Genomic DNA, 25,664 nt, shown 5'->3' with positions numbered 1-25,664 from the left:
TTCTATCTATTGATGTCTTTATTACTTTCAATAGACGTATTTATTTTTTCAATATTGGCATAACTATAATCACCAATGACGTTGTGCTTATAAATCATGTTATTGATCCCAAATTGAACAGTATCTTCTAAATGCCATTGCTTCATAATTCCATAAATGATACCGACACTAAATGCATCTCCTGTACCCAATCTATCAAGAATATCGACATCGACTTTTTCAGTTTGTGCGAGTTGATTTGGTGTAGATAGAAATCCTTGTAAGCGGTTTCTTTTATGGTTAAAAATTTTTCTCTGTGTAAATGCAATATAACTAATGTCGTATGTTTGATGTATTTTTGCTAAAAATGGTTTAATTTCTTCAATATCTGCGACTCGATCTAAGCCATCTTTCTCATCATTACCTGAACCATCTGGTAGTGATAACGGTTCATAGCCAAAGATTAGATCCACATCATATAACAGTTCAGACATTTTTCTTCTAGCAGTTTGAAAATCCCATAACGCATCTCTAAAGTTCAAATCACAACTTACAAATAAGTCTAATTCTTTAGCTTTTTTGACTGCTTTTTTCAAAAATGTGAACAGTTCATCATTCAATGCTGCGGTAATACCGGTGATATGGAACCACTCATGATGTTTTAATAATTGTTCTATCTGATAATCTTCGTTATTAAATTGACTAAATACACTCATGTTTCTATCGTAAATAAGACGATTTGATCTTTGTGCATAACCACTTTCAGTAAAATAAAGACCTAATCTACCACTAGCCTTTTTAATATGATCAGCATTCACGTTATAGCGTCTTATATTTTGTACGATACTTTCGCCTAGGTCATTATTAGGTAATGCAGTTATCATTGTGGTGTTAATACCTAATCCTGATAAACCTATAGCAACATTCATCTCTGCACCGCCATAATGCACATCAAAAGCTTGTGATTGTTCAAAGGTTTGATGATGAGGTGTGCTTAAGCGCATTAATATCTCGCCAAAAGTAATGAATGACATACAATCACCCGCTTACTATTTCATATTTTCTAACAAATTTTTCTGTATTTTCTTTAATTATTGAGTCATTACCATTTTTTGCATTTTTCATTAATGCACTACCAATTCCTACCGCATAAGCACCTTTGTTATACCAATCTTCTAAATTGTCTAAAGACACGCCACCTGAAGGCATTAATTCTATATGTGGTATTGGTCCATGTACATTTTTAATGAAATTAGCTCCAAGTAAGTCTCCTGGGAATAATTTCACTAAATCAACACCTGCTTCCATAGCCTGTACGATTTCTGTCACCGATCCACAGCCAGGTAAGTAAGGTATCGCATATCGATTGCACATTTTAGCAATTTCGACATCAAGATGAGGACTTACTATATATTCTGCACCATTTAAAATAGCGATTCGTGCTGTTGCACTATCTAAAACCGTACCAGCACCAACGATAATGTGATCATCACTTGTCTCACTTAAATGTCGAATGACTTCTTCTGCTTGAGGTGTTGTAAAGGTAATTTCGATGTTATATATACCGCCTGCTATCATTTGTTGAACTGCAGCGATTGCATCATCTTTGCTTTTACCTCTTACAACTGCTACTAGATAATTTTCATGCAATTGATTTAAGATTTTTATTTTTTTCATTTTGCAAAGCTCCTTATTTCTAATTTCTTTGCCAACCCAACTTCATTATATTTGCAATTGAAAAATCGTCAATTTAGCGGAGGTAGAAATCGCTTTCACACAAAAATAAACCCTTTTTCCCAAACTCTTAAAAAGCTTGATATAAAAGGGTTTAAAGCATATTTTTATTTTATTTATAGACAGTTATTCCAACTGCTTTTTATTAAAATAAGTAGCAAAAAAACGGTGTAAATTTCTAATTTTTTTATAAATTTTTAATTATTTTAGTAAAATATTGACCTTAAATTTAAAAAAGTAGCAAATTTTCTAAATTTTCTATTACTTGAACTAGTGATTAATTCAAATGAGTGATAATTTTAAATTGCAAGCAAAGTTGGAAATTTTTTATCTATCTCTTTACTTCATGGAACTATATTGTTTTCGATACGCTAATGGCGATAACTGATATTTAGCTTTAAAACATTTAGTAAAGTAACTTTGCTGTTTAAAACCTATGTAATTTGAAATTTCATCAATTTTCATAGGCGTTTGAATTAATAAATCTCGACCTTTTTCAACACGCAAATCCATAATGTATTGTGATATAGATTGTCCAGTTTCTTGATTAAATAATCTAGAAAGATATGATGGCGCCAACCCAACTAATTCAGCCAACTCATTAAGGCAAAGCGGACGATCTAAATTAATTTTAATGTGTTGAATAACCGTATTAATGTTGGAACTATACTTAAGAGATTTAACTTTTAAAGCGGCCTGAGCATAATCATAAATGAGATTTTCCATCACATGATCTAACGCTTCGACAGTATTAGCATCGTCTATTTCTGCAGCGTATTTACCTGAAATATCATTGATTGTTAGCAAATTGACGTTAGCTTTTTCAATCGCTTTACGGCACAAGGTGTTAACTAGAAAGCCTCTGTACTTATGGTTTAACAAGTCGTCAGTAACACGTCTTATACCAGATACTGAAACTTTCATTAATTTAAATATATTAAGTGCTTCATCAGAATTACCATTCTGAATAGCCGTTAGCATACGGTTTTCAATATCGTATCGCTCTTTAATCTTATTAAACGTAAATTCATATTGCGCCTTATCTTTGGCATGTGATTCTGGGTTACGGTGAAAGCTAAAATCAATGTCTTCAACGTTATAATGTATATTTTTATTTTTCAAATACCTAACAGCCAAATGGGTCATGTTCAACGCTTGGCTATACTGACAAACTGGTATTTGCAGAAGATATTGTTTTAGGATGGTAAGTTTAGAATGTTTAATTTGTACTTCTTGAAGCATTTCAAGACATTTATTTTCACTCGGTCTGTGTAGCAAAAACGGACCTAATATAATAACTTGATGCGACTTTCTATACTTAAACATCAAAAAATGCGCATCGAATTGATTCACGTAATGGTAAATCATATTACTTTTCATATTTTCTAAAAGTTTTTGTAATTCAGCTTTATAGCGTTTGCTCTTTGTATTTGTAAAAGGAGATTTCAAGTGATTACTTATGTGCTTAATGTCTTCCAAATCATATCGTTCTAAAGATACCATTAAAAGTTCAAAAGCATGCGTTTGTAAAATACCAAAAACTTCTCGATTTAACATATTAATCACCCTCATTTATGACTATTACAAGAAAGGATTGAAAACATTGAACTACTCACTAGAACATTTTCAACCACAACATAAACACCTTATCTGCGTGGACTCAGATGGCTGTGGCATGGATACGATGACAATTAAACATGAACGCGCATTTGGTCCTGCTTTACTCGATATTTGGAACCTAGACGATATTAGAGAAGACGTATTAAACCGTTGGAATCAATTTAATTTATATGAAATTACGCGAGGCATTAATCGATTTCAAGGTCTTGAAAAAATATTAACCGAATTACATCAACAAAGACGTACAGTTGATGGCTACCATGATATTAAAGAATGGGTAGATACGACTGCAACATTCTCAAATCCGCAACTACAACAAGATATTGAATCAAATCCTGATAAGAAAGGATTACGTCTAGCGTTAGACTGGTCTAACCGCGTTAACCAACTCATTCAAAGACTACCTAGCGTCGGCCCTTTTGAATATGTAGAGGACGCTTTAAGACTTGCCTATAAAAACGCGGATATTGTTATTGTTTCATCTGCGAACCTAGCTGCAGTTGAGACTGAATGGACTGAACACCAACTCACACCATTTATTACGAGCATCTTCGCTCAAGAAGCTGGGACTAAAAAGCATTGCATTAATCAACTCAAAGGGTTATATGATGCTAATCATGTACTCGTTCTCGGCGATGCCAAAGGTGATATGCAAGCTGCACAAGATAATCATGTATTGTTTTATCCAATATTAGCCGGAAACGAAGCGACGTCTTGGCTCGAATTTAAAGACAAATATTTAAATTTGTTCATTAATAATCAGTTTGATAATACTATTCAAGAACATGTAATTCAACAATTTTATAATAATTTTGACTAGAAAAGGAGCACGATAATCATGAAATTAGTAGATTTGAAAGCTAAACCTTACTTTTTAAACGACGAACAAATTCAATGGGTTGAAGATACTTTGTCACATTTAACTGATGAAGAAAAAATTGGTCAACTATTCTTTAACTTATTCTCATTAGAAGAAGACGGGGACTTTAATAATGGAGACGATTCAAATAAAGATATTTTAGAAAAATATCATATCGGTGGTGCGCGCTATCAAGGGGGAAACAAACAGCAAGTTCAATCATTATTAAATGACTTACAACAAAACAGTAAAGTGCCATTACTTGTTGCTGCCAACTGTGACTCTGGTGGTAATGGGGCTTGTAAAGATGGTACGTATATCGCTTCTGCAGCACAATGTGAAGCTGCTCAAGATAGCAAAGTCGCTTACAATGCCGGTTACGTATCTGGGCGTGAATCACAAGCACTCGGCGTGAATATTAACTTTGATCCATGCGTTGATATTCTGAAAAACTGGCGTAATACAATCGTTAATACACGTGCATACGGTACCAATGCTGAAACAGTGATTAAATATACAAATGCCTTTATCAATGGCTTTAATGAAACACAGGATATGATTACGTGCATTAAACACTTCCCCGGTGACGGCACTGAAGAACGAGATCAACACCTTGTATTGGGTGTGAATGAAATGACAACAGATGAATGGGATAATAGTTTCCGAAAAGTCTATGAGAATCATATTAATAATGGGGTTGAAATGATTATGTCTGGTCATATTGCACTACCTCATTATTCTAAAAAATTAAATCCAAATTTAGCAGATAAAGATATTTTACCAGCGACGCTATCTAAAGAACTGATTACCGATTTATTAAAAGATGAATTAGCATTTAACGGTTTAGTCGTTACAGATGCAAGTCATATGTTAGGTATGACAGCAGCTATGAAACGTGAAGATTATGTACCTCAAGCGATTGCTGCCGGTTGCGATATGTTCCTATTCTTCAACGACTTAGAAGAAGATTTCCACTTCATGTTAAAAGGCTACCAAGACGGCGTGATCACTGACGACCGTCTAAATGATGCAGTGAGACGTATCTTAGGGTTAAAAGCCAAAATACACTTACCTCAACGCCAATCACAGGGCACACTACAAAGAAATGAAGAAGAACTTAGCGTCATCGGTTGTGATGAACACTTAACTATGCAACAAGAAGCTGCTGATTTAGGTATCACACTTATTAAGAATACATTAGATCAACTACCAATTCGCCCAGAAACACATAAAAACATACGTCTATATATCATTGAAGGAGAGAAAAATGGCATTTATAAATCAGATGATAGTGTCGAAAAGAACTTAGTTTCTATTTTAGAAGAGCGTGGATTTAATGTGACGGTCAATGATGGTTCTACCCGTATTAAAGGTAAGACGTTAGAATACCGTGATAATGTAGATGCCGCACTCGTATTCGCTAATATTGTTGGATACGCCGCTGAAAATAACTATCGAATTCGATGGTCAACAGCAATGAGTAACGAAATCCCATGGTACGTTCATGAAGTACCTACCGTCTTCACATCACTTAATTTCACAACACACTTACATGATGTAACAATGGTAAAAGCATACATTAACGCTTATCATTCAAACAAAACAACATTAGAAACCGTTGTAGATAAAATTATGGGCGAGTCAGAATTTAAAGGTGAGCCAAATGATTTAGTTTGGACAGATAAATGGCAAGCTAAATTATAATCATATAATATTTAAATTAAACAAAAACGAACGCTAAGATACGCTCTTATTCAAAGGTGAGCGTACCTTAGCGTTATTTTCTATGTTCAAGATAATGTATATCAACCAAATATTTTTTATGACTTTATGTCGATAATCATAAAATGATTCTAATTATTATTACTAATATGAAGAGAAATATGTCTACATACACAATGAAAAGTTTCCTCTTATAAATATTTGGAATAATGTTAATTAAAAATCCCATCATGAAAAATAGTGGGACAAGATTTTTCATAATATCCGAGAAAGGAATAATAATGACACTTATAATGCCCAATAAAAGAAATATAGTTGAAGTATAATTAAAAACTATACACCATTTAGGTTCTTCATTCATACTCTTTTTATTCATTCGTCTAAACTCCTTATCAATTTTTGATTAATAGATTGGTTCAAATACAGAATAACCTAAATCCAACATCAAATCGAACTGATAAGTATAAGATGCTTATTTATAATATTCTTCTCTTAATAGACTATACACGTAACTATCCGAGAACGCTCCACGTAGACGTTCACTATCTCTCAACACGCCCTCTTGCGTAAAACCAAGTCGCTCAGGTATGGCCCTGCTTTTCGGATTGCGCGTCGACATTTGAATTTCCACACGATTTACATCAAATTCTTCGTACACATAGCGAATCAACGCCTTTGTGCATGCTGTCATAATCCCTTTTTTCTGAAAATGCTCTGCCAAATAGTAACCGATAGATGTCCGTTTGTTAACAAGATCTAAATAATGCAAGCCGATGACCCCTACAAGTTCCTTGTCATACCATATGCCGCAATGAAAGCCATCACCACGAGTGAACTGTTCTAGTGCCGACTGAATAAACTTCTTACTGTGCGCAACTTCCGTTGTATATTCTACAAACGGCAAGAACTCGCCTAAATAATCCCGATTCGCATCAACTAATTTGAAAAGTTGCTCCGCTTCACGTTCTTCTAATATCTTCAACGTCACATGTTCATTCACTTGATAACCAAACATCATATCTATCGCCTCCAGTTTAAATTTTCAAATTATTCGGTAAATTAAATATATAGTAACATAAATTGATTTAAAACTTTATAAAAAAGGCTGAGCAATTAAATTTAATCGCTAAACCTCATTATCATAATCGCTATTAATTTATTAATAACCTGAACCGACTTCTTCACCATCTTCATCGTATTCAGTTACATAACCATCGTCAGTGTCAACGGTATATGATCCGGCTAAATCTCCGTCTTTGTCAGTAAATGAGAAGCCCCATTTACCATCATCTGTTTTTTCTGGTTCTTTGTATGTGTAAGTATCCGTATCTAACGTATGACCTTCGTATGATTCTACTTTATCAATGACGTTATCACGTGTCACTTCGCCTGAACTTGAATCAGAATCATCGCTATCACTATCAGACTCAGCATCCATTTTGTCATCGATATACTTATCAATCTCATCATCATCAAACGTAACTGTGACATCTGTTACGTCATCATCGTCTTCCCCAGAACTAGTCACATTAACAGAATCTGATTTGAACGTTTTACCTTCATAAGTACCTTGTGCATAAACGGTTACTTCTTCATCAGGGTCATATGGTCCAAATGTTTCAGAAGATGATTCACTTCCGATTTCTTTATCATTCGCGTATATTTTCACATTGTTTAACATATAGCCGCCATCAACGCTAACTGTGAAACGTTTTTGTTTAAATGATTCATAAGCGGTAGCATCATCACTCATGTTAATCATTAACGCACCTTTGAATTTCTTACCATCGATGTCTTTTGTTGCTTTTAAATTGTAATCACCAATTGGGAACGTACCTAACGTTTTTTCATCATCCTCTGTAACCGTTGTCGTACGCTTCTTACCATTGTATTCGTAAGTAATATCTCCACTACTACTTGGATAAATGCTCACTGATTTTTGTGGAACATTGAATGAATAATTATCAAAAAATAGGAATTTCTTGCCATCCTTTGAAATATTTAACACACTATTTTCATTAGTATCTACAGATAAATTATTATAACGATTATCTTTAATTTCTTTCGCGCTTTGTTCTACATTACTACCGACATTATTTGAGTCATCTTCTGTTTTGATGTAGTTTAAATATGCGCGTGCTTCTTGTTTGCTTAATTTTTGGTCATTTTGAGTTGTAACTTCTTTGGCTAATGCCTTTTCGTCATCTTTCTTGATTGCTTGTGCAATATTAGATGCTTGCTTTTCCGGAGAAAATTGATTTTTTAATACTGAAAATGCAACGATCAAAGCAATTAGCAATACAGCTATAACTGCAATAATAATCCAAGTCTTTTTATTATCGCCTTTACGCGGTTGTTGATCATGTCTGTCGGCATAACCGTTTTGATTATGGTTATTATACCCTTGATATTGATGCTGCTCATGCTTATCTTGTCGACTTTGGTTGTGATGATCTTGCTGTGTGTTAGAGTGATTTGTTTTAGATTGTTGAACGGGTTTCCCACAATTTGTACATACCTTCACACCTTCGCGAAGAGGTTGACCGCAATTACTACAATATTTCATTAGTAAATCGAACTCCCATCAAATAGATTATTGAACTCACTGATTAAGTTTCCAAAAATTTGGTTAAATAAAGATTCACCGAAAATAGTCACAAACAAGAAGAAGACAATAATGTAAATAATCACACCGTAAAAACTTGAAAAGCGAGTATGATGATTTGCACTATATTTGGCAATCATGTAAACACCTGAAACAACGATTAATAAAATGGATAACATAAATAATGCGCCACCAAAGCTAAAAGAATTAGCGAACATTAAAATAAGTGCAATCAATAGTACTGCGACTGAAACACTATTAATAAGTACAAAATCTGACAGTACTTTTTTAAATGTAATTGGCTGTCTAACTACTAAGCGCGTAATACCATATGTTGCTCCCACTATCACTGCTAGGAATAAAATGACACCTAAAATAACAGAAAAGATAATTTGGCTTTTCGGTGTTTCAAACATTCCAACTGATGAAGGAATTACAATAGCAAGTAACAGTGCTACGACTAATAAACCGACAATGATTAAAGAAAATAACAATTTAAAACTAAATGCTTGTTGGCTTTTTAGTACTTGATCAGGTGAAGCGAAAGCACTTTTAAAGAAACCTTTACTTTCTTCTGTCACTTCTTTTGCATGGTCACTAAATTGGCTTGATTGTTGTGGTTGTTGATGGTTTGAATATGACTGATCGTATTGTTGTTGATTGTGATATGTATGTGATGCATTGTTGTGAGGTTGTTGGTGCTGATTTGATTGAGGTTGATGCATTTGATGTTGTTGTGTCGATGTAGTATGTTCAGGTACATGCTGATGATCTCGCACTTTACCTTCTTCATTAGAATGTTTATCCTGTTTCGATTCGTTTGTTCTTGATAAATGATTACTTTGATTTAATGTCGTTTCGTTACCTTCACCTAATGATTCAGTTGAATCGTGTCGTCTGCCATTAGCTTCAGCATTAGAGATATCTTTTTCAGCAGAATTAATAGTCTGAGACTGTCTATCTATTTTATGGCCACACTCACCACAAAATAAATCGTTAGGTTCGATAGCATTTCCACAATTTGGACATTGCATAGGAATCCCTCCAATTTTATTATTTTTTAAATCTTCAAAAAGTATATCATTTATTTTGTGTTGCTTTCTACATTATTTTAAACTTTTTATCAAAATAATTATATATTTTAAAAAGCATTATTTAGATATGCGTATTTAATATAATAATCTAAATATTGCCTTGGCTAAACTGAAATAAAAAAGCGATGAAGTCTAAGACTCCACCGCCAATAAAATTTTAATTATTTAATCGCTTTTTCTAAAATGTGCCTGGGTTAAAACCAGCTTCCCATTTATTAAATGGCCAATATCTTAAAACAACTTTACCTACAAGTTGATCCTTATCTACTAAACCAACTTCAGCAAAACGGCTATCTACACTATTTTGTCTGTTGTCACCTAAAACTAAATACTTATCTTTAGGAATTTTATTTTTACCATTTGCGCCATTAAATTGACTAGTTTTTAATGTACCTGTTAAATACTTACCTTGTTTATGCTTCTTATTATAATCTAAATAAGGCTCTGATACCTTTTTATCATTAACATATAATTGATCACCTTTATACTCAACTTTATCACCTGGCGTACCAATCACACGCTTAATAAAATCACGTTGTGCATCTTCATGGAAGACAACGACATCACCATTATCAATGTGGTTCAATGTTTTCGAAATCTTACTAACTATCACTTTATTTCTATCTTGGAAAGTTGGATACATCGAAGAACCTGATACTGTGTATGATGTTCCAATAAACTTTAATACAATACCTACAATTAAGAGTGCGCCACCAATGGCTACAATCCATTCAATTATCTCTTTTTTCAATTAAACCCCGCCTATCATCTTTTATAAACACAACTTACTTTATCACAAATATATTGCAAAGTCGTTTCACTCATCTTTAAAAACCGTAACGCTAGTCAATTTACTTCGTTTTGAAAATTAAGCTCATCAAGAAAATCATCCTCAATGTGCTTATTGATAGCTTCATCGTAACAAACCTCTCACAAGATTACTATTCAAGTTATCACATTTAAGAATGCCTTCTTACTTACATTTTCAAAAAATAACCCAATCTTTCATATTCGTAAGAAATGACATCGACTTTGTAAGGTTAGATAAAGGCAGTAGCGACGCAACCCTTCTACAATTATAAGTGTAATAGAAACAAGGAGTGATGATATTGAAAACCTTAAGAAATATATTCATTGCAATTGCTGTCATTGCAATTATCGTTATCGGAGGATTGTTTGGATTAAATGCTTATTCCAATCAACACCCTAACAATCATTCAATCAATGACTGGAACAAACTCAATCCTTTAGCCCCAACATATGAATATTACGTTAAGACTCAGAAACCATCTAAAGTGGAAGTCGTTGATAAAGAAAAAGACTTCTATATCTATCATTACAATCAAACTGGTTACACGAAAGATGGTAAATCTAAAAAAATTGAATACACAGCATCAAAAAAATTAAAACAAAATCATTACTTAATTGTACGCGAAAAATCTCACACAATTCTGTCATACGAAGAAGTTAAAAAATCAGAAATTCCAACTAAAGCAAAAGAAAAATTATAAATCAAACAAGGAGTGCGATCGACATGCCAATTTTAAACGTCAATCATTTATCAAAAGTATATGGAAATAAGCAAAAGTATAAAGCCCTAAACGACATCAACTTTTCAGTGGATAAAGGAGAATTCGTCGCTATTATGGGACCTTCAGGTTCAGGTAAGACTACCCTCCTCAATGTCATTAGTTCCATCGATAGTATTTCTGGAGGAACTGTAGAAGTAAGTGGCAATGAAATTAATCAACTCAAAGATAAGCAGTTAGCACAATTTCGTAAGAAAGAACTTGGATTTATCTTCCAAGATTATAGCGTGTTACCTACCTTAACCGTTAAAGAAAATATTATGTTGCCACTATCCGTTCAAAAAGTAAGTAAAGATGAGATGGAACAAAATTATAAAGAAGTCACTGAAGCACTCGGTATTTATGAGTTAAGCGATAAATATCCAAGCGAAATATCAGGTGGTCAGCAACAACGTACCGCTGCCGCACGTGCTTTCGTTCATAAACCGTCTATTATCTTTGCCGATGAACCGACAGGAGCACTTGATTCGAAAAGTGCGCAAGACTTACTCAACCGTCTAGAAGATATGAACGAGCGATTCAATAGCACGATCATCATGGTAACTCATGACCCATCTGCAGCGAGTTTCGCACAGCGTGTCATTATGTTAAAAGATGGCAATATTCATTCAGAAATCCATCAAGAAGATAAATCTAAACGTGAATTTTATGATGAAATCATTCAATTACAGTCAGCCTTAGGTGGTGTCGCAAATGACGTTTAATCAAATTACACTCAAAAACTTAAAAAGTAATTTTAAAAATTATGCACTGTATCTCTTTTCACTCATTTTTAGTATTATTTTATACTTTAGCTTTGTCACTTTACAGTACACACATAGTATTAATAATGGTGGTTCTCCAAAAGTAATCCAAGAAGGTGCTAAAGTAGGCGCAGTTTTCCTATTTATTACAATTATTATTTTCTTAATGTATGCGAACCAATTATTTATTAAACGTAGAACACGAGAATTTGCGCTATTTCAACTTATCGGACTAACACGACAAAATATTTTAAGAATGCTAGCTATTGAACAGTTCACATTCTTTGTTATTACTGGCATCATAGGTATTTTAATTGGTATTGTAGGCTCTGAAATTCTACTCAATATTTTAGTGAAGATGATGCATTTGAAAGTAGGTGTCTCAATCGGATTTGAATTTCCTGCATTGATACAAACAATTGTGATGCTCGTACTAGCATTTATCTTGATTATGTTCCAAAACTTTCTTTTCCTAAAAAGAAGAACCATTTTGTCAATGATGAAAGATAGTACTAAATCAGAAGCTACTAAAGCTAAAATTACCGTCCCTGAACTTATTGCCGGTATTCTAGGCATTATCATGATCATCTTTGGATATTATATTTCTACTGAGATGTTTGGTAAGTTCGAAGCTTTAACAATGGTCTTAATCACACCTTTCTTAATTCTGTTTCTAACCGTTGTGGGGGCTTATCTATTCTTTAGAAGTTCAGTATCTATCATATTTAAATCACTGAAAAAGTCTAAACATGGACGCATTTCAATTACAGATGTCGTATTTACTTCATCAATTATGCATCGCATGAAGAAAAATGCGATGTCACTAACAATTATTGCTATTATTTCAGCAGTGACAGTAACTATTCTATGTTTTGGTGCAATTAGCAAAGCAAATACAGATTATATGATTCAAGTATCCTCACCTCAAGATGTTAACTTTACTAAAGCGCAATCAGCTCAAAAGTATGAAAAACTATTAAAACAAAATCATATTCAATATGACACGAAAACTTTTGAAGGTAGTAATTCGAAATTATTTAAAAATGATGCCTTAAAAAGTAAAACAAATGAAGGTATGCAAAATACGGGTATCGTTGTTATGCCAGATAAAAATATTAAAGGTAACCATGCTACCATTACTAACCTACAAGGACCGCTTTCTGGCATTGTAAGTGTTCATACGAATGAAGATATGACACTTCAAGGTCAACAAAAAATGACATTAAACGTGAATAAAAAGAATGACAATGAGGTAATTCCGTCGACCGTTTCTATAGGTGGTCCTGTCTTAAAAGTAAGTCCAGATAATTTCAATAAATTGAAAATGAAGGACCAACTAATGCATCATTACGGTTTTAATATCAAAGATCATAAAGACCTCTCTAAAGCGGAAAAACTAGCTCAGAAAGTAAGTGCAAATGTTGAATTAAAAAATGACACGAAGAAAATGCTAGATGAAAGTAACGGTATTCTAATGTTTGTCACATCATTCTTAGGATTAGCGTTTCTCATCGCAGCGGGATGTATTATCTATATTAAACAAATGGATGAAACTGAAGATGAAATTAACAATTATCGCATATTAAGACGTATCGGCTTCACACACACGGATATGACGAAAGGTCTAGCATTAAAGATTCTATTCAACTTCGGTTTACCTTTAATCATCGCATTATTACACGCACTATTTGCTGCAATGGTATTTATGAAACTAATGGGAGAATACTCTCCAACACCGATTATCATTGTGATGATTGTTTATTCACTTGTTTACCTTATCTTTGCAGCAATCTCATTTATCCATGCAAATCGAATTGTAAAACACTCTATTTAATAATTGAAAAGAAAGGACGTTGTTTAAATGAATATTAAAGAATTAATTCGCAAATCTTACGAGGATTTATTAAGTTTGAAAGTCAATTGGTTTAACGGTCTTATGCTAGTACTTATCGTCTTCATCTTAAGTGGCATTGCGACACCCTTTATTGGAGTGCCAGTAGGCTTACTTGGTGGTGGTTATATTCTAAAGCGTTATGAAGAAAAGAATAATAACTAATATTAAAAAACAAAGTGTTTTGAACAAATATATATTAAATGGCTACATTGCAAATAGAATGTAGTTGACTGAGCTGAGAAAGTGCTTTAAATCAAGCGTTTCTCAGCTCTAGTCATATATACGGGGTTCGGGGCCCCAACACAAAGAATTTCACAAAGAAGAAATTCTACAAGCTAAGCAAGTTCGGGGCCCCAACACAAAGAATTTCATAAAGAAATTCTACAAGCTAAGCAAGTTCGGGGCCCCAACACAAAGAATTTCATAAAGAAATTCTACAAGCTAAGCAAGTTGGGGTAGAGCCTGGGACATAAATAATATGATGAAGCTATTTTGCAAATTCGCAGTAGCTGACTGAACTGAAAATGCGCTTAAATCAAGCTTTTTTCAGTTCTAGTCATCCTTGCGGGGGTGGGACGACGAATTTAAAAAGAATTCTGTCCCACTCCCTACCCTTTTTCATTTTATTTTAATAATTATGATTATTATATATTAATATTGTTTTTTATTTTATATATTTTATAATTAAATTGACAGAAATATTTTATTCATCTAAGAAAGGACATCAAGTTATGCAACAAAAAACAAAGTATCGCTTCTCTATTCGAAAGTTTTCAATAGGAACAGGCTCCGTATTATTAGGTGCCTTTTTATTTATTGGCTTTCAAGATGTAGCTCATGCAAGTGAATTACATAATAGTACGTCAACAACGGACACAGCTTCCAATCAACAATCTTTTGAAAAGAAAGTCAATAATTCAACGCATGAAGACGTACAAAATACAGCTTCACCATCTCAATCTATTCCCCTGAAAAATATAGAAAATACAACAAAAACAGAAACGCAACCACAAACAACTAGTAAGACGACTAACTCAGTTAAAGAAAAAGCAAAGGCACAAATCATTGCCGCTTCATCTCAAGTAGAGAAGACAACAACACATACGCGGTCACGTCGTTCTGCAACGTCACCAATTGCTTCAGAAGGCGTTCTAGAGGACACAACGACAACTGCAACACCTAATATGGATGATGCCAATGGCGCATCTGTTAAAAGTAGAGATGTTGTCACTCCACAACCTAAAGATTCAAATACTATCCCAACACCAAACGTCGTATTTGAAAAAAGTCCTGATCCAAATCAATTTACATTTGCGATAACAGATCTTAAAGAATTTAATGCTGCATATCAAACTAAATATTACTATCGTTTATCTAAACCCTACGACGACTCTAATGACGTAACGATTGAGTTAGTTAACGGTGAGACAAATTCTGTAGTGGAAACGAAACAAATCAATTCACCTGGTACTGTATCCATTGGTGAAAATTCTTTAGAAAGAGCAGTAGCTGCTCGCGACCCTCAAAAAGCTAAATATGGCCATATTAATTTTACTTTTTTAAATACGTTAGACTCATTCAAAAACACGGTTTCAACAATTAGAGCACGTTTTGAAATAGATGCTAATGGTAGCTTAGAAGATAAACGAAGTGGTATACAAATTTACGATTTATTTAACCAAGCGAACGAAGGAACAACAATTACTGACCCACAATATTATGTACCGCACATTGTTCCTGAAACGACTTATTATCGTGTTGTTAATAAGAATAACCCTACTTATCAAGCAAATAAAACCGATATAAACGCTCAAACATATCAACCAGATTTCACTGAAAAAGAACTAGCTCACTACACGATTAAAGGATTGGATGGACAAATCTATACCGCTTCAAACTCACGAGAATTTGAAGGTTACAAATTATATCAAAGTGCTGAGCCTAATCATATGACTGGTCCAATGGCTCGTCCATATCAAGTCGGATTAAGATACGTGGATGCTGAAACGAATAATGGTGGCGTCAAACGTATCAAAGAAATTATCGGAGAAGATGGTACAACACGTATTGAAATTTGGACATTATCAGCGGATCACATGTCTGAATCTGCGAAAAACACAGGCATCGATACAACAAATTATGTCAAAGTGTATGAAGCAACGTTAAGACCTGGTGAAAGAAATAAAAATGATTTAGGTAAACAAATCTATATACCTGGATACGATTTACCATTTCTTATTCAAGCAGCTAGTGCTGGCGAAGGTACTGTAGGTAATATATTTGCGCCTAATCAATCAATAAACGGTGTACAGGTAGGACGTGGAAGTAACTTCCGTTTACAAAACTTATTAGCTAAAGCGCATCCAATTATTTATTACTACACAGCAATTGACCCTGTTGAAGTCACTTTAAAAGCAAATAAAGTAGTTAAAGGCGAACACACGCTAGCTGAAGGAGAATTCACTTTCAATATCGTAGCAGGACCTAATTCGCCTGCTATTCCAGAGGCTTCACAATCAAAAACGAACGCAGCAGATGGTTCAGTTACATTTGATAAGATTTCATTTACAAAACCAGGCACTTATACCTATACAATTACTGAAAATAAAGCAAATCTCAACCCAAATTTCGATGCTGAACCATTAACGATTACAGCGACTGTTATAGTAACTGAAGAAAATGGCATCTTAAATGCCAATGTAAGTTATGCATATGATTCAGATGATGATAATAATCAGGCATTCACTAACTATTACGTAGCACCGAAGCAATTAGACTTTGATGTTCATTTTACAAAATCTTTAGTTGGTCGTCCGTTGAATAATGAAGAGTTTCAATTCACTATGAAAAATGCTGACGGCGAAGTTATCGCTACTGGTACAAATAATGCGACAGGTCAAATTAATTTCAACTTTATTGAAGGTAAACGTCCAACTTATACAAATGCCGATGCCGGTAAGACCTTCACGTATACTGTTGAAGAAGTTCCTAGTAACTTACCGAATATAAATAGTGATGCTATGAAAGCAATTGTAACTGTGAATATCACTAAAGATTTACATGTACTTACAGCAACATCCATTGCGCCAGCAGATACTGAATTTAACAATACATTTGTTCCGCCAACACCACCAACACCGGTATTCCAACCTGAAAAATTTGATTTATCAGTGGAGAAATATGATATTACAGGAAGCAAATTATTAGATGATGATAGTGAATTATCTAATAAATATGCAGATACTAATGTGAATCCTTACGCGGATCAAACAACTAATAACGAACCAGAAAACATCAATACTAAAACACTTAATCGTGGCGATAAAATTGTGTATCAAGTTTGGTTAGATACAACGCACTTAACATCAGAGAACAAAATTAATAAATTAGGCATTACTGATGACTATGATGAAACAAGCGTAGATGTTCAAAGTATTAAGGTATATGACGGTATTACTGGACAAGACGTTACAAACTTATTTGATATTATAGATGAGAATGGTGTCATCACAGCTACATCTAAAGAAAGTCTAGTTAAAGATCATGTGTTAGATAATGCGCAAATTCCATTTGGGCGTTACTACAAATTAGATATTGTCGGGGTCATTAAAGACAGTGCCAAAGCAAACAAGGACATCACTAACGTAGCGAACCAATCTGTTCAGTTCTTTAACCCAGCCAAAGGTGGCAATGAAGTACCACCTCCTAAATCATCAGAAAAACGTGTAAACAAAGTAAAATCAGTACCAGTAAACTTTGAATTCAAAGTGACTAAGAAATTAGAAGGTGGTCAACTTAAAGGTGGAGATTACACATTCATCTTAACGGATTTAAACAATCCTGATCATCCAGTACAATCAGCAACAAATGATGCGAATGGTAAAGTGAATTTCTTACCAATTAAATTCAATAAAGTGGGCACTTACGTTTACCAAATCTCTGAAAAAGTGGGAACAGACACAAATATTGCTTACGATACAATGGTAATTACGGCAACAGTGGTAGTTACTGAAAATCCAGAAACAGGTAATTTACAAGCAACTGTAACTTACAACAGTTCAGGCGGTAAATCCGTTGGAGTAAATGATACTGAGTTTAACAACACTGTTAAACCTCCCGTACCACCAACGCCAAACAAGCCATCACATAATCCGCCTAAAACACCGGGTCAACCTCCAGTTAACCCGCCAGGCAACCCACCTGAAAAACCAGGTGTGCCACCGATACATCATGTGCCACCAACACCTAAACAACCAAATCAACCGAAACACCTACCAAATACTGGTAGCGACGACGCTAATATGAATAAATCATTATTAGCAACAATGTTTGCAGGTTTAGGTAGTGTATTATTAATTGGTAGAAGAAGATTACGTAATAAATAATCACTTATAATTACTAAAGGCCTATGAAGCATTGCGTTTCATAGGCCATTTAACTTGTTATGGTAAAAATTTAAATGATAGATAAATACTCAACCAGCATATGATTACAAATGCCCCTACTACAAAGATAAATGATAAGATACTCGTAATGAAATTGCGTGTTTTAGTAGTCTGAACTTCATTAGGATCTTGACCATTCATAAAAGCTACGATTCGATCGTAATTATCCATGCCGTGTTTATATTTAATTTTATCTATCCTTGTTGAACTATAAAAACCTATAGAAAAAATGACATAGGTAATCGCAACACCCCACCAACTTAAATAAAATAAAAGCGGTCCTATTAAAACACATGCTAATAACATCCAAATTAGCATCATCCACGTCCAAAAATCCATGTCTTTTTTAATTTCTTCATGTTCCATACGTTTCACGTCTCCTTTGACAAGATCATCTAATGAAACATTAAATAATGTACACATCATTAATAAATTATGGATATCTGGATAACTTCTTTCATTCTCCCAATTAGAAATCGTTTGTCTTGAAACGTATAATTTCTCAGCTAGGTACTCTTGGGAATAATTTTCTTTTCCTCTATATTTACGAATTTGTTGACCGATTTCCATCACCCATAACTCCTTAACCATTTAGATTAATCTTGCCTAGATTAGAAGCAAGATAGACATTAATAGTTGTATCTCACTTCAACTCCATAGAAACGTTTCTTCATATAAAAAACTACCAAATTTCTTTGTCATTCGCATCTTTTTCATTGTCAAAGTCCTTTTGCATGCTGATTTATCAGTATTTATAAGACTTCCCGACGTCTAAAAAAGGAACTGCGCTATTTATTTAAACGCAGTTCCTTTTGTTAATTAAGATATTATTGATTAAAAGATTTTAAGATAACGTCTAGCATTTTTTCAATATATGCTTCATCAAGTGTTTCCGGTTTAATTAAAATATTGAAATAAATTGGTGAGAAAATCATATCTATAAATAAATCTTGATCCTCTTCTTTTATGTGATGTGCTATGATAGATTTTAATATCTTACGGTTATTTTTAAAATAACCTTGCATAAATAATTCACGAGCGTCGTTTTGTTGATTACTAATCAATATTTCAATAACCGCTCGTCCAAGATTGGTTTTATAAATATCCATTATCTTTACTAAATATTGGTACAATCCTGTGTATAGATCTTTATTTTCATTTTCAAAAATCTGTGTTCTACTCACGAACATATCTACAATAATTGAAGATTTATCTTTCCAACGTCGATATATTGTAGCTTTAGACACACCTGTGTTTTCAGAAATTTGATCGATGGTGATGTCTCTAAAATGTGTCGTAGCCAACATTCGATCTAATTCATTAAAAATTTTATGATTGATTGTCGGATCTTTCGGTCTTCCAGCCATGTTTTCCCCTTCTTAAATGCGAAATAAATTCAACCGCTTCAAAAATAATTACTGCACTTACAAACCATGCAATAAATCCAATAACAATACTAAGTAGCCAATGATTTGTAAAATAAAGCATCGCCCATGTTGCTAATATACTAATAAGTACGCCCGTCATGCCAAACACTGCACCTCTACTTACGTGCTTAGCAATGACATCGCCATGTTGCATTCCTGTTATAAACAATGAAACTAAGAATACTGCAGGTAATGTAGCAAAGACGCCACCGAGCTCTTTCCAAGGTAAAATAACAGAAATAATATAACTAAGTGTAACAGCTAATCCTCCAACCAAGAATTTAATTAATGCTAATTTCATTACAAAAGCCTCCAATGATTAATTCATATGTCTAACAACAAATATACCTAGAGAAATTACAAGCCAACATATTAATGCAAATCCTGTACCTCTTTTATAATCTCTTTTACTAATATAAAGAGACGTTAGAAAGACTGTTATGATGCACGATATAATCCCAATAATTGCACCAGAACTAAGATGAATTGACATTTGAACTAATTGATTGCCACGATGATCTATCGCAAGGGCTATAATTGCTGCTAAGTAGACTGCCGGCATAGTAGCGATAATGCCACCCATTTTACCACCGACCTTCTCAGCCATTATAGATGCAATTGCCACTGCAAGACCTCCAATAACAAAATGAAGAATAGCACTAGAAATGGATATTCCGAACACAATAAACCCTTCTTCTTTAATTATTAAACGATACGTTTCGTTTAATAATATTGTAAATCTATTTATTAGCTATGTAAACAGCACTTTGTAATAAAAATGATTGTCGTATCAAACAAAATATTTATTTGAAGATGCATATTTTAAGAAAATGTCAGCAGAAACCAAAATTATGTATGTATTATTAAAAGATCGTTTTGAATTATCCATCCAAAATGAATGGGTAGATAAAAATAATAATATTTACTTTAAGCATTTGTGCAAATACTTAGGTTATGCAGAATACTATTCGAAGTGATAGAAATTTAGCATAAGCAATTCTCTCATTTTATTTTCAAAGGATATTTCGTATTCCACGACAACAGTATAAGAGAGAACGATGTCATAGATGGCACTTAGCATAGTTAAGCCTCTTCTCTAACCCCTAAAACGTTGATATAGAGACATATATAAGTACAGAAAAGGGTATTGTAATAATACACCGAACGCCATTTTCAACTCCCGTTGTCTTAAAATTTAAATCCTTAGAACCACAAGGAATTGAACAAAAAATAGAATACGGAATGGTTGGAAAAATGAACATTTTTTAAATACTAAATAGAAAAATAGCTAACAATTTTGTTAATCAATTAGAGTTTTTATCATATCTTTGACTAATACCTTTTTAAAGATTGGCATTTGTAAAATCTCATTATTTCCATCTCTTTAAGTTATTTATTTATAAATATATGTAGTAATATCTTTAAATTTACCTAATGCAACTATACGGTTACATAGTGCAACCATGACATTCTTATAATCAACTCTAAAAAGTTTTAAATTTAAAACACAGGAGGATAACTTAATGAAATTTCACGAAAAACTTAAACAGGAAAGAAAAAGGCTTAATTTATCTCAAGAGGATCTAGCAAATAAAATTAATATCAGTAGACAATCTATATCAAAATGGGAGCTTGAAAAAGGTTATCCAAATATCGAAACGCTTATAGAATTAAGTGAAGTATTTGATATTACTGTAGATGAACTTCTAAAAGGAGATGATTTTTTGAAAGATAAAATCGTTGAAGACAGTAAGAAACTAAAACACCCACTACTTTTTAGTATTGGAGAAGTCATAGGATTATTAGGCTTAATTATTTTAATTTTCAATTTTGTACTAAGAGGTATTCGATTAGCTACACATCAAGATATCTTCCCATTTTTACAAAGTAATCTAGTTACAACTATAGCAATCATATTTCTACTAATAAGCTGGCTAACTTATGAAACCTTTGGAAAAAGTTATAAGTAGTTTTTACTTTGTATATGTTGAACTTAGGAAATCTTAACAATACCAAAACTAAACTTATCAAATATTTGGCTTAATAGTTCACGCTATGCTAACATTCGTCTTCAAGTTTGGTTAAGTATTCTTCACAACATCAATAATTTTTCTTAGTATAAATGCGTGTTTCCTCTTATGTTCTAATTTTTTAAAAATTGATAACATAGTTATGTCTAAATGAAAAAAGGGAGGTCGTAGCACCCCCCTTTTTTCAACTATATTTGATAAACACTAATCCCAAATACAAAAAAATAGGGCTAATAGATCACTTCATGAAATTAGCCCTAAAACCTAAAATATTAATTCAATTTATTTCTTTATATTTATTTTTTAAGAAATGATAAGTCATACACTTAGTTACTTATTTTTTATAAATTTTTATTTTAATTTCGTAATAATCATCATGTTCTTTATCACGTTGTTCTACACGTATACCAGTTTGTTCAATAGCTTGAATGCTTTTTCCAACTTCGTCACGTGCTTGTGTTAAATCTTTGGAGAATTGGAAAGATTGCGCTTTTACTTTTTCTGGTCCAATTTTCTGTTTAACACGTGCCTCTGTTTGTTTAACATTTAATTTTTGGCTAATCACTTGTTCAATTAGCTTTTCTTGATCGTCCTCTTTAAGAGATAAGACAGCACGAGCATGACGCTCAGTAATCTTGCCTTCTCTTAAACGACTAATCACTTTAGGTGCTAATTTCAATAGTCGCAATTTATTTGCGATAAAACTTTGACTTTTACCTAAACTTTTAGCTAATTCACTTTGCGTTGTGCCACCAATCTCAAGAAGCTTTTTATAAGCTTCCGCTTCTTCAACAGCAGATAAATTTTCACGTTGAATATTCTCAATTAATGCTACAACTGCTGTTTCTTCATCATTCATATGACGTATAATGACATCTGCTTGAGATTTATGCAGTGACTGTAGTGCTCTGAAACGTCGTTCACCCGCAATAATTTCGTACATATTCTCTTCAATCGGTCTTACAACGATGGGTTGTAATAAACCATGCTCGTCAATAGATTCAGCAAGTTCAGTAATCTTACTTGAGTCAAACACCTGTCTTGGTTGATAACGGTTAGGTACAATACGCTCAATTTGAATGGATTCGACGCTAGAATTGCGATCTTCTTCAATGTATCCAACGATGTCATCTTTATTTTTCAATCCAAATAATTTTGAAAAAGGCTTTTTCATTATCCATTCACTCCTCTTAAAATTAATTTTAACATGTAGGTGCTATTAATTTTCTAGTAAAGGAGATTTATTAGGCGTACCAGGTTTTCTAGGATATTTTTTAGATGTTTGACGACGTTTATCTATAATAATCATTTGTCGTTCACCAGCATCTTCTGGTAAATCAAATGTATAAGAGTCACTAAAGACGCCACCTAATATACTAATCCCAAATTGTGCTTCTTCTAATTCTTCTTCTCCTTTAGAAGACTTCAATGCGATGAACTGGCCACCCTTTTTAACTAAAGGAAGGCACAATTCACTTAACACTGTAAGTCTGGCTACTGCACGTGCTGTAACTACGTCATACGTTTCTCTGTTTACGCCTTTACCAAATGTTTCAGCGCGATCATGTACAAAGCTAACTTGTGTTAAGCCAAGTTCAGCAGCTAGATGATTTAAAAATTGAATACGTTTATTTAAAGAATCTACAATGGTTACTTTCAATTCAGGGTAAACAATCTTCAATGGAATACTTGGGAAACCTGCACCTGCACCAACATCACAGATGGTTAAAGGCTGATTGAAATCATAATAAAAGCTTGGTGTAATTGAATCATAGAAATGTTTCAAATAAACTTCATGTTCATCTGTAATACTTGTGAGATTCATTTTCTCATTCCATTCTACAAGTAAACGATAATATATTTGAAATTGTTCTTTTTGTTTATCTGACAATTCAATTCCATGTTCACTTAATTCTTTAGCTAGCCATTCTACGCCATTCATTAATTTTTCACCCTTTGCAATTTACCTTGCTCTAAATAAACAAGTAAGATTGAGATGTCTGCTGGGTTAACACCAGAGATTCGTGATGCTTGTGCAATATTTAATGGTTTAACTTCAGCTAATTTTTCACGAGCTTCAGTCGCTAAACTATCCACTTTACTATAATCTAAGTCTTCCGGAATTTTTTTCTCTTCCATGCGTTTAACTTTTTCAACTTGTTGCAATGATTTATTGATATAGCCTTCGTATTTCGTTTGAATTTCAACTTGTTCTTCAACCGCTTCAGGTAATTGATGACTTTCTTCTAGAATTTCTAAGATTGTATTGTATGTCATTTCAGGACGTCGTAATAGATCAATTGCTAGAATGCCATCTTTTAGACGTGAACCACCATTTGCCTCAATGACAGATTGTGTGTGTTCATTTGGTTTAATACGAATATCAGTTAAACGTTGGATTTCATCTTGAATTTGTTGACGCTTTTCATTAAAACGCGCGTAACGTTCTTCTGAAATCATACCTAATTCATAACCTACATCTGTCAAACGCAAGTCAGCATTATCATGACGTAGTAATAATCTATATTCTGCACGAGATGTTAATAAGCGGTAAGGTTCATTCGTCCCTTTTGTAACTAAGTCATCAATTAAAACACCGATATATGCATCTGAACGACTTAAGATTTTCTCTCCGGTACCAAGCACTTTACCTGCAGCATTGATTCCAGCCATAATACCTTGACCAGCCGCTTCCTCATATCCTGAAGTACCATTGATTTGTCCAGCCGTATATAAATTTTTAATCATTTTAGTTTCCAATGTTGGCCATAATTGCGTTGGCACAATCGCATCATATTCAATGGCATAACCTGCACGCATCATGTCTGCCTTTTCAAGACCAGGAATCGTTTCTAACATTTGACGTTGTACGTGTTCTGGTAAGCTTGTTGAAAGTCCTTGAACGTAAACTTCATTTGTATTACGACCTTCAGGCTCTAGGAAAAGTTGATGTCTAGGTTTATCATTGAAACGTACAAATTTATCTTCAATTGATGGACAATAACGAGGACCTGTTCCTTTAATCATACCTGAATACATAGCTGATAAATGTAGATTATCATCGATGACTTTATGTGTACGATCATTGGTATATGTTAACCAACAAGGTAATTGGTCTAGGATATATTCTGTAGTTTCAAAACTAAATGCACGACCTACATCATCACCAGGTTGAATTTCCGTCTTAGAATAGTCAATTGTTTTCGCGTTTACACGTGGAGGTGTACCCGTTTTAAAGCGCACAACTTCAAACCCTAATTCTCTTAAATTATCAGCTAGCGTGATAGATGGAAGTTGATGATTTGGACCACTTGAATATTTCATGTTACCTAAGATTATTTCACCACGTAAGAATGTACCTGTCGTAATAACAACCGCTTGAGCACGATATTCAGTACCGATATTTGTGCGGACACCTTTTACTTCATTGTCTTCAATAATTAATTCATCCACCATACCTTGCATGATGTCTAAATTATCTTCATCTTCAATGACACGTTTCATTTCTTGTTGATATAACACTTTGTCTGCTTGAGCACGTAACGCACGTACTGCTGGTCCTTTACCAGTATTTAACATACGCATTTGGATATGTGTTTTATCAATCGCTTTAGCCATTTGTCCACCTAATGCGTCAATTTCTCGAACGACAATACCTTTCGCTGGACCACCTACTGATGGGTTACATGGCATGAATGCAATATTATCTAGATTAATTGTTAGCATTAGTGTTTTTGCGCCACGTCTTGCAGATGCCAAACCTGCTTCAATACCTGCATGTCCAGCACCAATGACGATTACATCATATTCTTGAACCACCTAATTGACCTCCTTTAAATTTCCTTTGTCTTTATTTTTATAAATAAGACTTCCTACCGTCTCAGTTTCTTTAATATTTATCATTTCTTAAACGTTACATAGCT

At 33.6% G+C, this 25,664-nt stretch carries 22 protein-coding genes and 1 pseudogene; 9 read left to right on the top strand and 14 right to left on the bottom strand.

Annotated elements, in window-relative coordinates; genetic code table 11:
• Positions 1-2: 2 nt before the first annotated feature.
• The 3 genes from SBL16_RS07670 to SBL16_RS07660 form a co-directional block, all read right to left on the bottom strand.
• On the bottom strand, positions 3-1,013 hold the full coding sequence (locus tag SBL16_RS07670; protein WP_107611919.1) for a sugar kinase: 1,011 nt from the start codon (positions 1,011-1,013) through the stop codon (positions 3-5).
• Positions 1,014-1,017: 4 nt separating this feature from the next.
• Positions 1,018-1,656: a bifunctional 2-keto-4-hydroxyglutarate aldolase/2-keto-3-deoxy-6-phosphogluconate aldolase gene (locus SBL16_RS07665; protein WP_107611920.1), complete on the bottom strand. Its 639-nt coding sequence runs from the start codon at positions 1,654-1,656 to the stop codon at positions 1,018-1,020.
• A gap of 396 nt (positions 1,657-2,052) precedes the next feature.
• Entirely contained in the window at positions 2,053-3,270 is a 1,218-nt protein-coding gene (locus SBL16_RS07660) for a helix-turn-helix domain-containing protein (protein ID WP_107611921.1), read from the bottom strand.
• A 46-nt stretch (positions 3,271-3,316) separates the two neighbouring features.
• On the opposite strand from SBL16_RS07660, the gene SBL16_RS07655 reads away from it, so the two are divergent.
• Positions 3,317-4,153 (top strand): HAD family hydrolase, encoded by an 837-nt coding sequence (locus SBL16_RS07655; RefSeq protein ID WP_107611922.1) that lies wholly within the window; start codon positions 3,317-3,319, stop codon positions 4,151-4,153.
• Between the two features lie 18 nt (positions 4,154-4,171).
• Positions 4,172-5,896 (top strand): glycoside hydrolase family 3 protein, encoded by a 1,725-nt coding sequence (locus tag SBL16_RS07650; protein ID WP_107611923.1) that lies wholly within the window; start codon positions 4,172-4,174, stop codon positions 5,894-5,896.
• A gap of 490 nt (positions 5,897-6,386) precedes the next feature.
• Here SBL16_RS07650 and SBL16_RS07645 read toward each other — a convergent pair whose 3' ends face one another.
• From SBL16_RS07645 to lepB, 4 genes are all read right to left on the bottom strand, one after another.
• On the bottom strand, positions 6,387-6,929 hold the full coding sequence (locus SBL16_RS07645; protein WP_107609725.1) for a GNAT family N-acetyltransferase: 543 nt from the start codon (positions 6,927-6,929) through the stop codon (positions 6,387-6,389).
• A gap of 144 nt (positions 6,930-7,073) precedes the next feature.
• The gene (locus SBL16_RS07640; protein WP_107611925.1) at positions 7,074-8,480 is read right to left on the bottom strand and encodes a zinc ribbon domain-containing protein; all 1,407 of its coding nucleotides are present in this window, start codon (positions 8,478-8,480) and stop codon (positions 7,074-7,076) included.
• Positions 8,480-9,553, bottom strand: a complete 1,074-nt coding sequence (locus tag SBL16_RS07635; protein WP_107611926.1) for a zinc-ribbon domain-containing protein — start codon at positions 9,551-9,553, stop codon at positions 8,480-8,482. The genes SBL16_RS07640 and SBL16_RS07635 overlap by 1 nt, the downstream gene beginning before the upstream one ends.
• Positions 9,554-9,791: 238 nt before the next feature.
• A complete protein-coding gene (gene lepB / locus SBL16_RS07630) occupies positions 9,792-10,364 on the bottom strand; it encodes a signal peptidase I (RefSeq protein WP_053018869.1) in 573 nt (190 codons plus the stop codon).
• Positions 10,365-10,716: 352 nt separating this feature from the next.
• On the opposite strand from lepB, the gene SBL16_RS07625 reads away from it, so the two are divergent.
• The 5 genes from SBL16_RS07625 to SBL16_RS07605 all read left to right on the top strand — a co-directional run bounded on the left by SBL16_RS07625 (position 10,717) and on the right by SBL16_RS07605 (position 18,224).
• Positions 10,717-11,124 carry a YxeA family protein gene (locus tag SBL16_RS07625; RefSeq protein WP_107611927.1) on the top strand — a complete coding sequence of 136 codons (408 nt, stop codon included), beginning with the start codon at positions 10,717-10,719 and terminating at the stop codon, positions 11,122-11,124.
• A gap of 23 nt (positions 11,125-11,147) precedes the next feature.
• Positions 11,148-11,906, top strand: a complete 759-nt coding sequence (locus tag SBL16_RS07620; protein WP_053016909.1) for an ABC transporter ATP-binding protein — start codon at positions 11,148-11,150, stop codon at positions 11,904-11,906.
• Positions 11,896-13,779 (top strand): FtsX-like permease family protein, encoded by a 1,884-nt coding sequence (locus SBL16_RS07615; RefSeq protein ID WP_107611928.1) that lies wholly within the window; start codon positions 11,896-11,898, stop codon positions 13,777-13,779. Before SBL16_RS07620 ends, SBL16_RS07615 begins: the two co-directional genes overlap by 11 nt.
• Positions 13,780-13,806: 27 nt before the next feature.
• Positions 13,807-14,001, top strand: coding sequence for a VraH family peptide resistance protein (locus SBL16_RS07610; protein ID WP_053041810.1), 195 nt, complete (start codon positions 13,807-13,809; stop codon positions 13,999-14,001).
• 569 nt (positions 14,002-14,570) lie between these two features.
• Positions 14,571-18,224: a Spy0128 family protein gene (locus tag SBL16_RS07605; protein ID WP_317953531.1), complete on the top strand. Its 3,654-nt coding sequence runs from the start codon at positions 14,571-14,573 to the stop codon at positions 18,222-18,224.
• Between the two features lie 57 nt (positions 18,225-18,281).
• On the opposite strand, the gene SBL16_RS07600 is transcribed toward SBL16_RS07605, so the two are convergent.
• From SBL16_RS07600 to SBL16_RS07585, 4 genes are all read right to left on the bottom strand, one after another.
• A complete protein-coding gene (locus SBL16_RS07600) occupies positions 18,282-18,854 on the bottom strand; it encodes a helix-turn-helix domain-containing protein (RefSeq protein ID WP_107611930.1) in 573 nt (190 codons plus the stop codon).
• A 257-nt stretch (positions 18,855-19,111) separates the two neighbouring features.
• Positions 19,112-19,651: a TetR/AcrR family transcriptional regulator gene (locus SBL16_RS07595; protein ID WP_107611931.1), complete on the bottom strand. Its 540-nt coding sequence runs from the start codon at positions 19,649-19,651 to the stop codon at positions 19,112-19,114.
• On the bottom strand, positions 19,614-20,012 hold the full coding sequence (locus SBL16_RS07590; RefSeq protein WP_053016914.1) for a DUF3147 family protein: 399 nt from the start codon (positions 20,010-20,012) through the stop codon (positions 19,614-19,616). The genes SBL16_RS07595 and SBL16_RS07590 overlap by 38 nt, the downstream gene beginning before the upstream one ends.
• Positions 20,013-20,030: 18 nt before the next feature.
• A complete protein-coding gene (locus SBL16_RS07585) occupies positions 20,031-20,393 on the bottom strand; it encodes a DUF3147 family protein (RefSeq protein WP_016930935.1) in 363 nt (120 codons plus the stop codon).
• 115 nt (positions 20,394-20,508) lie between these two features.
• Between SBL16_RS07585 and SBL16_RS07580 the strand changes: the two are divergent.
• Positions 20,509-20,673 (top strand): annotated as a pseudogene (locus SBL16_RS07580) (replication initiator protein A); the annotation flags it as partial.
• 561 nt (positions 20,674-21,234) lie between these two features.
• Positions 21,235-21,681: a helix-turn-helix domain-containing protein gene (locus SBL16_RS07575; protein ID WP_107611646.1), complete on the top strand. Its 447-nt coding sequence runs from the start codon at positions 21,235-21,237 to the stop codon at positions 21,679-21,681.
• Between the two features lie 394 nt (positions 21,682-22,075).
• Here the strand turns inward: SBL16_RS07575 and noc are convergent, their stop codons facing one another.
• From noc to mnmG, 3 genes are read right to left on the bottom strand one after another with little or no spacing between them, the layout of a single operon-like run.
• Complete coding sequence (gene noc / locus SBL16_RS07570) at positions 22,076-22,915, bottom strand: nucleoid occlusion protein (protein ID WP_053041805.1); 840 nt, start codon at positions 22,913-22,915, stop codon at positions 22,076-22,078.
• A 45-nt stretch (positions 22,916-22,960) separates the two neighbouring features.
• Positions 22,961-23,683 carry a 16S rRNA (guanine(527)-N(7))-methyltransferase RsmG gene (gene rsmG / locus SBL16_RS07565; protein ID WP_107611647.1) on the bottom strand — a complete coding sequence of 241 codons (723 nt, stop codon included), beginning with the start codon at positions 23,681-23,683 and terminating at the stop codon, positions 22,961-22,963.
• Positions 23,683-25,560, bottom strand: coding sequence for a tRNA uridine-5-carboxymethylaminomethyl(34) synthesis enzyme MnmG (mnmG, locus tag SBL16_RS07560; RefSeq protein WP_011276914.1), 1,878 nt, complete (start codon positions 25,558-25,560; stop codon positions 23,683-23,685). Before mnmG ends, rsmG begins: the two co-directional genes overlap by 1 nt.
• Positions 25,561-25,664 lie beyond the last annotated feature (104 nt).

It is taken from the genome of Staphylococcus sp. NWU MK-U1, assembly GCF_033283505.1.
Taxonomy (GTDB): Bacteria; Bacillota; Bacilli; order Staphylococcales; family Staphylococcaceae; genus Staphylococcus; species Staphylococcus haemolyticus.
Note: the sequence above shows the minus strand (reverse complement) of the source record. Positions and strands in the feature narration are given on the sequence as shown.

Bases quoted from the DNA above. Each gene is read 5' to 3' on its own strand.
- SBL16_RS07670 (WP_107611919.1), bottom strand. From the start codon at position 1,013: ATGTCATTCATTACTTTTGGCGAGATATTAATGCGCTTAAGCACACCT.
- SBL16_RS07665 (WP_107611920.1), bottom strand. From the start codon at position 1,656: ATGAAAAAAATAAAAATCTTAAATCAATTGCATGAAAATTATCTAGTA.
- SBL16_RS07660 (WP_107611921.1), bottom strand. From the start codon at position 3,270: ATGTTAAATCGAGAAGTTTTTGGTATTTTACAAACGCATGCTTTTGAA.
- SBL16_RS07650 (WP_107611923.1), top strand. From the start codon at position 4,172: ATGAAATTAGTAGATTTGAAAGCTAAACCTTACTTTTTAAACGACGAA.
- SBL16_RS07645 (WP_107609725.1), bottom strand. From the start codon at position 6,929: ATGTTTGGTTATCAAGTGAATGAACATGTGACGTTGAAGATATTAGAA.
- SBL16_RS07640 (WP_107611925.1), bottom strand. From the start codon at position 8,480: ATGAAATATTGTAGTAATTGCGGTCAACCTCTTCGCGAAGGTGTGAAG.
- SBL16_RS07635 (WP_107611926.1), bottom strand. From the start codon at position 9,553: ATGCAATGTCCAAATTGTGGAAATGCTATCGAACCTAACGATTTATTT.
- SBL16_RS07625 (WP_107611927.1), top strand. From the start codon at position 10,717: ATGATATTGAAAACCTTAAGAAATATATTCATTGCAATTGCTGTCATT.
- SBL16_RS07620 (WP_053016909.1), top strand. From the start codon at position 11,148: ATGCCAATTTTAAACGTCAATCATTTATCAAAAGTATATGGAAATAAG.
- SBL16_RS07615 (WP_107611928.1), top strand. From the start codon at position 11,896: ATGACGTTTAATCAAATTACACTCAAAAACTTAAAAAGTAATTTTAAA.
- SBL16_RS07610 (WP_053041810.1), top strand. From the start codon at position 13,807: ATGAATATTAAAGAATTAATTCGCAAATCTTACGAGGATTTATTAAGT.
- SBL16_RS07605 (WP_317953531.1), top strand. From the start codon at position 14,571: ATGCAACAAAAAACAAAGTATCGCTTCTCTATTCGAAAGTTTTCAATA.
- SBL16_RS07600 (WP_107611930.1), bottom strand. From the start codon at position 18,854: ATGGAAATCGGTCAACAAATTCGTAAATATAGAGGAAAAGAAAATTAT.
- SBL16_RS07595 (WP_107611931.1), bottom strand. From the start codon at position 19,651: ATGGCTGGAAGACCGAAAGATCCGACAATCAATCATAAAATTTTTAAT.
- SBL16_RS07590 (WP_053016914.1), bottom strand. From the start codon at position 20,012: ATGAAATTAGCATTAATTAAATTCTTGGTTGGAGGATTAGCTGTTACA.
- SBL16_RS07575 (WP_107611646.1), top strand. From the start codon at position 21,235: ATGAAATTTCACGAAAAACTTAAACAGGAAAGAAAAAGGCTTAATTTA.
- noc (WP_053041805.1), bottom strand. From the start codon at position 22,915: ATGAAAAAGCCTTTTTCAAAATTATTTGGATTGAAAAATAAAGATGAC.
- rsmG (WP_107611647.1), bottom strand. From the start codon at position 23,683: ATGAATGGCGTAGAATGGCTAGCTAAAGAATTAAGTGAACATGGAATT.